Origin of the sequence: Vibrio hibernica, assembly GCF_015223435.1 — a bacterium.
Taxonomy (GTDB): Bacteria; Pseudomonadota; Gammaproteobacteria; order Enterobacterales; family Vibrionaceae; genus Vibrio; species Vibrio hibernica.
The window spans coordinates 1-7,890 of sequence record NZ_VHKO01000080.1 but is presented as its reverse complement, the minus strand read 5'-3'; the positions used below and the strand labels follow the sequence as shown (position 1 = coordinate 7,890).

The following is a 7,890-nucleotide window of genomic DNA, read 5'->3' as shown; positions in this document are numbered from 1 at the left end:
CAGACAGTTCACTTTCTTTGCGTAACCATCCCGTTATTTGTTCAGGACTCCACTTCTCATTAAGCTTCTGGGTAATTAAAGCTATCATTTCAGGTGTCATCTTAAGCGGTTTTCTTACACTTCTTCGGCGAAACAAAGCCCGCTCATGAGCTTGTTTGTGTCTGTAACCTCGCTTACCTGTATTTCTAGAAAGCTCTCTTGAAATCGTAGATTGCGATAAATTAGTTAGCTCAGCAATACTTTGTTGCGTAAAACCGCTTTTCTTTAGAACGGCGATCTGGCATCTTTGCGCATAGGTCAGTTGTTTGTAATGTCTCATTGTAAAATCTCTTGCCGGAGAAAAAGCAGTTAGTTTATGAGCAACTGACCACTTAATCTAGCCAAAACAAGTTATGCACTTACAATTTGAATCTAGGAGGTTTTAATTACGGGCGGAAGTGGTTTTATCGGAACTAGGTTATTAGACTTATTGACAAATTCAAGTGGCTTGCAAATTGTAAATTATGACAAAAACACTAGTGATAAATATACTGATTTGACGATAGTTGGTGATGTTCGTGATATTGACGCTTTAACCAAAGCTTGTGAAGACGTGGATGTTATTTGTCACCTAGCAGCTGAGCATGCAGATAACGTTACACCTTTGTCTTTGTATCATGATGTTAATGTTATTGGAGCCCTAAATGTAGTAGAGGCAGCCAAGGTAAATAACGTTAAAAACATTGTATTTACGAGTTCCGTTGCGATATACGGTTTGAATCGGGGCACACCAGACGAGAAATTGGAACCGCGACCATTTAATGAATATGGGCGCACTAAACTAGAAGCTGAAAAGATATTCAATGCTTGGCATGCAGATAACTCAACATCGACTTTAATTACGATTCGTCCAGCGGTAGTATTTGGGGAAAACAATCGAGGTAACGTGTACAATCTGATCAATCAGATTGTTTCTGGTCGATTCCTAATGATCGGCGACGGAAAGAATTGTAAGTCAATGGGGTATGTTGGTAATGTGGCTGAGTTCATAAAAGTACAATTAGAGAAAGAGCCAGGTTATTATGTGTATAATTACGCAGATAAGGACGATTTGTCTTCTTCAGAGATAGCATCAATCGTACGAGAAGAAATGAATATCCCAGCCAATAATATGAAAGTGCCATACAGTATCGGTCTTATTGGAGGCTATGCCTTTGATGTTTTATCGAAGATCACTGGTAAGAAGTTTCCTGTCAGTTCAGTGCGAATTCAGAAGTTCTGTGCAGATACGACTATAGACTCAACAGCTGCAATGTCTTCAGGATTTACTCCTCCTTACTCGTTAGAAGAGGGATTAAAGCGGATGGTTAAGCATGAGTTTAAATAGGTTCAGCCCCTCTTACTGAAATAGATTGCTGTGGGTAGAGGACCTATGGTCTCAGATTTTTGCGCTTGGGTAAAACAGCATCAGCCACACATACTTTACTCCTACATTTAACACGCTGATAGCTCAAAAGTGTTAAATCTAGAACAGCGACTAACAAGCTTCGATATATGAGCGGTTATAAGAAATTAAGTTCTGAGAAGGCTTAAGTTGGTTGAGAGTGTCTCCAAGGAAGGCACTTTCACTCCCTTCTCAGGGTATAAAGTGAATTATTAAAGAGAGTGTAAGCAATATGAAAGTGTTTATTACCGGTATTACAGGCCAGGATGGTTCGTATTTGGCAGAGCTACTGCTAGAAAAAGGTTATGAGGTTCATGGCCTCATTCGCAGAGCGTCATCGTTCAATACTGAGCGTATCGACTCTGCCATCGAAAATAGTGATAAAATACACCTTCATTACGGCGATCTAACTGATTCTTCAAACCTCATTCGTTTAGTAAAAGAAATCCAGCCAGACGAGATCTACAACCTAGGTGCTATGTCTCATGTTGCTGTTTCATTTGAATCTCCAGAATACGCGGCAGATGTCGATGCAATGGGTACTATTCGGCTACTTGAAGCTATCCGTATCAACGGCCTAGAAAAGAAAACGCGTTTCTACCAAGCATCGACTTCAGAGCTTTATGGTGAAGTACAAGAAATTCCTCAACGTGAAGCTACGCCTTTCCACCCTCGCTCTCCTTATGCTGTTGCTAAGATGTACGCGTACTGGATCACGGTAAACTATCGTGAATCGTACGGCATGTATGCGTGTAACGGTATTTTGTTTAACCATGAATCGCCGCGTCGTGGTGAAACATTTGTAACCCGCAAGATTACGCGTTCTATTGCAAACATCTCGCAAGGTTTAGAATCTTGTCTTCAGCTAGGCAATATGGATGCACTTCGTGATTGGGGGCATGCAAAAGATTACGTTCGTATGCAGTGGATGATGCTGCAACAAGATGTAGCTGATGATTTCGTTATTGCAACGGGTAAACAAATTTCTGTGCGTGAATTTGTTCGTATGTCTGCCAAAGAAGCCGGAATTGAACTAGAGTTCACAGGTGAGGGCGTAGAAGAAATCGCAACGGTCACAGCTGTCGACTCAAGCAAAGCACCAGCGGTTAATGTGGGTGATGTCATTGTTAAAGTGAACCCTAAATTCTTTCGCCCTGCAGAGGTTGAAACATTGTTAGGCGATCCAACGAAGGCAAAAGAAAAACTTGGTTGGGTTCCAGAAATCACAGTCGAAGAAATGTGTATTGAAATGGTTCAAGCGGATGTTGCTCAAGCTAAGCAGCATGTTATCTTGAAACAGCACGGCTTTGACGTGTCGATTTCTTTGGAAAGCTAAGCACTATGAACCAGATGAAAAAGAAAAGAGTATTTGTTGCAGGCCATCGTGGGATGGTTGGCTCTGCAATTGTTCGTCAGCTTGAAGTACGTGATGATGTAGAACTATTAATGCGTACATCCAGTGAGCTAGACTTGACTAACCAATCGGCAGTGAATGCATTTTTTGCTTCAGGGCGCATTGATGAGGTGTACTTGGCAGCGGCAAAGGTAGGGGGGATTCATGCCAACAATACCTACCCTGCTGAGTTTATTTATCAGAACTTGATGATTGAAAGCAACATTATTCATGCCGCTCACAGCAATGATGTTCAACATTTGTTGTTCTTGGGTTCATCGTGTATTTATCCGAAACTTGCAGAACAGCCAATGACGGAGAAAGCACTACTGACGGGTATTCTTGAAGAGACAAACGAGCCTTATGCGATAGCAAAAATCGCAGGCATTAAGTTGTGCGAATCGTACAATCGTCAATATGGCCGCGATTACCGCAGTGTGATGCCAACAAACCTATACGGTTTGAATGATAACTTCCACCCTCAAAACTCTCACGTGATCCCCGCGATTATGCGTCGCTTCCATGAAGCCAAGCTAAACAACGACAAAGAAGTCGTTGTTTGGGGAACCGGCACGCCAATGCGAGAGTTCTTGTACGTCGACGATATGGCTGCGGCAAGTATTCATGTAATGGAGCTTGAGAACGACACTTATGAAGCGAACACCGAGCCGATGTTATCTCACATTAACGTCGGTACCGGAGTAGATTGCACTATCCGCGAAATGGCCGAGACTATGGCCAAAGTAGTTGGCTTTGAAGGTCATATTGTCTTTGATACGACTAAGCCAGACGGCACACCGCGTAAGCTAATGGATGTCTCGAGACTAGCTGGTTTGGGATGGAGCTACAATGTTGATCTGGAAGCTGGCCTTACCGAAACGTATCAATGGTTTCTTGAAAATCAGGATAGCTTTAGAAAATAATTATGATGCTTGATCTGCAAACTTTTAAAACAGTCGTCGCATCAACACCTCTGATTTCTGTCGATTTGATTGTTGAAAGTGAGAAAGGCCAGGTTCTACTCGGTTATCGCAACAATCGTCCTGCTCAGGGGTATTGGTTTGTACCTGGTGGGCGAATTTTAAAAGATGAACGTTTCGAATCTGCATTTTGTCGTTTGACTGAAAACGAATTGGGAGAGCAAATCATGCTCTCTCAAGCGTCCTTCTTAGGCCCATATGAGCACCTTTACACCGATAATTTTAGTGGTGATGCTTTCTCCACTCATTATGTTGTATTAGGGTATAAAGTCGTCTGGAATGGGAAAATCTCAGACTTACCTTCTGAACAGCATTGCGATTATCGATGGTGGAACATTGTTGAGCTTCTTAGCTCAACCGAAGTTCATGACAACACTAAAGCGTACTTTCTTTAGTTCTATAAGTTGCTTTGAGCGCTATATTTTACTATAAGTGACTAAATTTAGGGAAACCGCATGAAGGTCGTTGTTAACCAACCCATTTATGCATTTCCAAATCATTAAAGACTATCGACAAGAAAGCAAAATAGAACACAAATTATCAGACATTATTTTGCTGACAACTTGTGGTTTTTTGTCGGTCACGATGGCTGGGGCGGCATCATCGATTTTGGTAATAGTAACAGAGCAAGATGCGAGTATTCGATACTACATATGCTCTAAAGAATTGGAAGCTCAAATGTTACTTGAAGCGACGCGTTCTCACTGGGGTGTAGAGGTCATGCATTGGTCGCTTGATACCACATTTTGTGAGGACAACTCTCGTATTAGAGCGGACGATCGAGCAGAGGCTTTTGCAAGGTTCAGGCAGATGTGCTTGAACCTATTAAAGAGCGACACCACCTTTAAAGGTGGTATTAAACGTAAACGCATGAACTGCGCAATGGACGAAAACTACCTAAGTAAGGTTCTTGAAAGCCTTACGTGACGGTGATGTTCATGCGGTTTCCGTGTGACTAAATTGAAAATTAAGTTAGTAGCCCTAATCACAAGTCTGCCGTAACTTTTCTTAGTTGAGAGTTGAGAGTTGAGAGTTGAGAGTTGAGGCTACAACCTGAAAGGTAATTATTAATGATTCTTCCCGTAATTATGGCAGGAGGCTCTGGAAGCCGTTTGTGGCCTTTGTCCCGTAGCCTATTTCCCAAACAGTTTATTAGTTTAGCCAGCGATTTAACAATGCTTCAAGAAACGTTAAAGCGTCTTGATGGGATCGAGCATTCAAGCCCGGTGCTGATTTGTAATGATGAACACCGTTTTTTAGTCGCAGAACAACTTCGCCAGCAAGCTGTAGAGTGCAGCGGCATTATTTTAGAACCAGCAGGACGTAATACTGCGCCAGCGATCGCACTAGCAGCGCTTCAAGCGATAAAAACTGGGGATGATCCTTTGCTTCTCGTGCTGGCCGCAGATCATGTTATTCAAGATACCTCTGCCTTTATTGATTCGGTTCAAAAAGCCGTTGAGCCAGCTCAAAACGGTAATTTGGTGACGTTTGGTATTGTGCCGACAAAACCTGAAACGGGTTACGGTTATATCAAACAAGGCGAAAAGAAGGGCAATGCTTATCAGGTGGCTGAGTTTGTTGAAAAGCCAAATTTAGACACAGCAAAATCCTATTTAGGGAGTGGAGAGTATTACTGGAACAGTGGTATGTTTTTATTTCAAGCTTCTCGCTACCTTGAGGAGTTAAAAATACACCGGCCAGATATTCTAGAATCGTGTGAATTAGCCATTAATGGCTCGCGTCGTGATCTGGACTTTATCCGCCTGGATGAAGAGGCGTTTTTAGCCTGTCCTGATGAATCGGTAGATTATGCAGTGATGGAAAAAACCAATGATGCATTGGTTGTTCCAATGGATGCTGGCTGGAGCGATGTTGGTTCGTTTAGTGCCTTGTGGGAAGTCTCCGAAAAGAATGAACAAGGTAATGTGATCCAAGGGGATGTTTTGACCGAGCAGACTCAGGGCTGCTATATCTATTCTCAAAATAAACTCGTTTCCACCGTCGGTGTTGAAAATCTTGTGGTGATTGAAACCAAAGATGCGGTTCTGGTCGCGGGCAAAGATAAAGTACAAGATGTGAAGAGCATTGTGAATGCACTGAAAAAAGAAGGCCGAAGTGAAGCTCAGCAACATCGTGAAGTCTATCGTCCTTGGGGGTCTCATGATGAAATAGTTCAGGGTAACCGTTATCACGTAAAGCACCTACGAGTTAAACCTGGTGAGAAAACAGCTTTACAACTACACCATCACAGAGCCGAGCATTGGATAGTCGTTGAAGGCACAGCTAGGGTGACCAATGCTGATAAGACGTATTTAGTTAGCGAAAACGAGTCAACTTATATTCCTCTTGGTTCTCCTCATCGAATCGAGAATCCTGGTAAGGTTGACTTACACTTGATTGAAGTCAGATCAGGTAATTATTTAGAAGAAGATGATATCGTCCGTATAGAAGAATATGGAGTTGGTTATTAACCGGGTCGCGTCCTCGCCTTTAATGGTCAAGATATGATTGGTTCGTTTTTTATTTAAGGTTTGTTATGTTGATTTCAAAGAAGGTCATTAGAGAGTCGGGTATTCAATTTGGAACCAGCGGTGCACGTGGTTTAGTTGAGCAATTTACTCCCGAAGCCTGCGCTGCGTTTGCCTATGCCTTTACCAGTGGTATTAAAGGTAGTTTTGATTTTCAGACTGTCGCTGTTGCGATTGATAATCGCCCAAGTAGCCTTTCCATGGCACAAGTAACTATTGCTGCTGTTGAAGCCATGGGATATAAAGCTGTCTACTACGGTGTTATCCCAACTCCTGCACTTGCATTCTCTGCAATGCAAGATTCAATACCTTGTATCATGATTACAGGCAGTCATATTCCCTTTGACCGCAATGGCATTAAATTTTACCGACCAGATGGTGAAATTACAAAAGCTGATGAGCAAGCCATCCTCAATGCTGAAATTGTATTTGAACTACCAACGTTAAAAGCACTACAAATATCGAACCGAGCTGCTGAGCAGTATGTTACGAGATATACCGAGCTTTTCGATCAAGACTTACTCAAAGGTAAGCGAGTAGGAATCTATGAACACTCCAGTGCTGGTCGTGACTTGTATCAAAGGTTATTTGAAATACTAGGTGCTGAGGTGATTTCACTAGAGCGCACCGATGAGTTTGTTCCTATCGATACTGAGGCGGTGGCAGAGGTTGATAAACAAAAAGCTCGATCATGGTCAAAAGAGCACAATCTGGACTTTATCTTCTCAACAGATGGCGATGGTGATAGACCGCTAGTTGCCGATGAACATGGTGAGTGGCTTCGCGGTGACATTCTTGGTTTGCTGTGTGCTGAAGCGATGAAAATAGAGGCTTTAGCCCTCCCAGTGAGTTGCAATACAGTAATTGACCAATCATCACAATTTAAGACAGTCACTCGCACCAAAATTGGTTCGCCATATGTGATAGAAGCTTTTGGTGAGCTAACGAAAAACTACCAGAGCGTTGCTGGCTTTGAGGCGAATGGTGGCTTTTTGCTTGGCAGCGATGTCAAGATGAATGGAAAGGTGTTAAAAGCACTGCCAACACGCGATGCTGTCTTGCCTGCGCTTCTACTTTTGTCGGCGGCCAGAGAAACTGGAATAGCGGAGCTTGTCAATGCACTGGAACCTCGCTATACCGACAGCGACCGCATTCAAAATTTTGCAACAGAAAAAAGCCACGAAATCATTGTTAAAGCGTTAGGTCAAGAACAACGCTTAATCAATACGTTGGGTTTTGAGGGTATTGCGGTGGCAAAAGTAGACACGACCGACGGTTTACGTATGACGTTAGATAGTGGTGATATTCTTCATTTACGCCCTTCTGGCAACGCACCGGAGCTGCGTTGCTACGCAGAATCCACAACGGTAGAAAAGGCTCATCAGTTGGTTGAGAAGGCGCTTGCTAATATCCAGCAGATTAACGTGAGCGAATGGTAAGAGCAGAGAAGTCCCTCTGACCTAAAGTCAATAGTATTTTTAAAGACCATGTCCCAAGCCTTTTCCGTTATTTGACTTGGGCAATGGTTTTATTTTTTAATCTTTTGGAATGTCATAATCCGTC

At 42.7% G+C, this 7,890-nt stretch carries 8 protein-coding genes; 7 read left to right on the top strand and 1 reads right to left on the bottom strand.

Annotated features, from left to right (window positions below):
• Positions 1-319, bottom strand: a 319-nt coding sequence (locus tag FH976_RS15015) for a helix-turn-helix domain-containing protein (RefSeq protein ID WP_194091600.1), incomplete at its 3' end; no start/stop codon positions are given.
• A gap of 105 nt (positions 320-424) precedes the next feature.
• Between FH976_RS15015 and FH976_RS15010 the strand changes: the two genes are divergently transcribed.
• The 7 genes from FH976_RS15010 to FH976_RS14980 all read left to right on the top strand — a co-directional run bounded on the left by FH976_RS15010 (position 425) and on the right by FH976_RS14980 (position 7,766).
• Positions 425-1,366, top strand: a complete 942-nt coding sequence (locus tag FH976_RS15010; protein ID WP_194091601.1) for an NAD-dependent epimerase/dehydratase family protein — start codon at positions 425-427, stop codon at positions 1,364-1,366.
• A 289-nt stretch (positions 1,367-1,655) separates the two neighbouring features.
• Positions 1,656-2,759: a GDP-mannose 4,6-dehydratase gene (gene gmd / locus FH976_RS15005; RefSeq protein ID WP_194091599.1), complete on the top strand. Its 1,104-nt coding sequence runs from the start codon at positions 1,656-1,658 to the stop codon at positions 2,757-2,759.
• Between the two features lie 14 nt (positions 2,760-2,773).
• Positions 2,774-3,739 carry a GDP-L-fucose synthase gene (gene fcl, locus FH976_RS15000; protein WP_194091598.1) on the top strand — a complete coding sequence of 322 codons (966 nt, stop codon included), beginning with the start codon at positions 2,774-2,776 and terminating at the stop codon, positions 3,737-3,739.
• Between the two features lie 2 nt (positions 3,740-3,741).
• A complete protein-coding gene (locus FH976_RS14995; protein ID WP_194091597.1) occupies positions 3,742-4,191 on the top strand; it encodes a GDP-mannose mannosyl hydrolase in 450 nt (149 codons plus the stop codon).
• Positions 4,192-4,279: 88 nt separating this feature from the next.
• The gene (locus FH976_RS14990; RefSeq protein ID WP_324187445.1) at positions 4,280-4,723 is read left to right on the top strand and encodes an ISAs1 family transposase; all 444 of its coding nucleotides are present in this window, start codon (positions 4,280-4,282) and stop codon (positions 4,721-4,723) included.
• Positions 4,724-4,866: 143 nt separating this feature from the next.
• Positions 4,867-6,270 carry a mannose-1-phosphate guanylyltransferase/mannose-6-phosphate isomerase gene (locus FH976_RS14985; protein WP_194091596.1) on the top strand — a complete coding sequence of 468 codons (1,404 nt, stop codon included), beginning with the start codon at positions 4,867-4,869 and terminating at the stop codon, positions 6,268-6,270.
• A 65-nt stretch (positions 6,271-6,335) separates the two neighbouring features.
• Complete coding sequence (locus tag FH976_RS14980) at positions 6,336-7,766, top strand: phosphomannomutase (protein WP_194091595.1); 1,431 nt, start codon at positions 6,336-6,338, stop codon at positions 7,764-7,766.
• Positions 7,767-7,890 lie beyond the last annotated feature (124 nt).

What these genes read in the sequence shown, in the direction of transcription:
- gmd (WP_194091599.1), top strand. Translation starts at nt 1,656, where the DNA reads ATGAAAGTGTTTATTACCGGTATTACAGGCCAGGATGGTTCGTATTTG.
- fcl (WP_194091598.1), top strand. Translation starts at nt 2,774, where the DNA reads ATGAAAAAGAAAAGAGTATTTGTTGCAGGCCATCGTGGGATGGTTGGC.
- FH976_RS14995 (WP_194091597.1), top strand. Translation starts at nt 3,742, where the DNA reads ATGATGCTTGATCTGCAAACTTTTAAAACAGTCGTCGCATCAACACCT.
- FH976_RS14990 (WP_324187445.1), top strand. Translation starts at nt 4,280, where the DNA reads ATGCATTTCCAAATCATTAAAGACTATCGACAAGAAAGCAAAATAGAA.
- FH976_RS14985 (WP_194091596.1), top strand. Translation starts at nt 4,867, where the DNA reads ATGATTCTTCCCGTAATTATGGCAGGAGGCTCTGGAAGCCGTTTGTGG.
- FH976_RS14980 (WP_194091595.1), top strand. Translation starts at nt 6,336, where the DNA reads ATGTTGATTTCAAAGAAGGTCATTAGAGAGTCGGGTATTCAATTTGGA.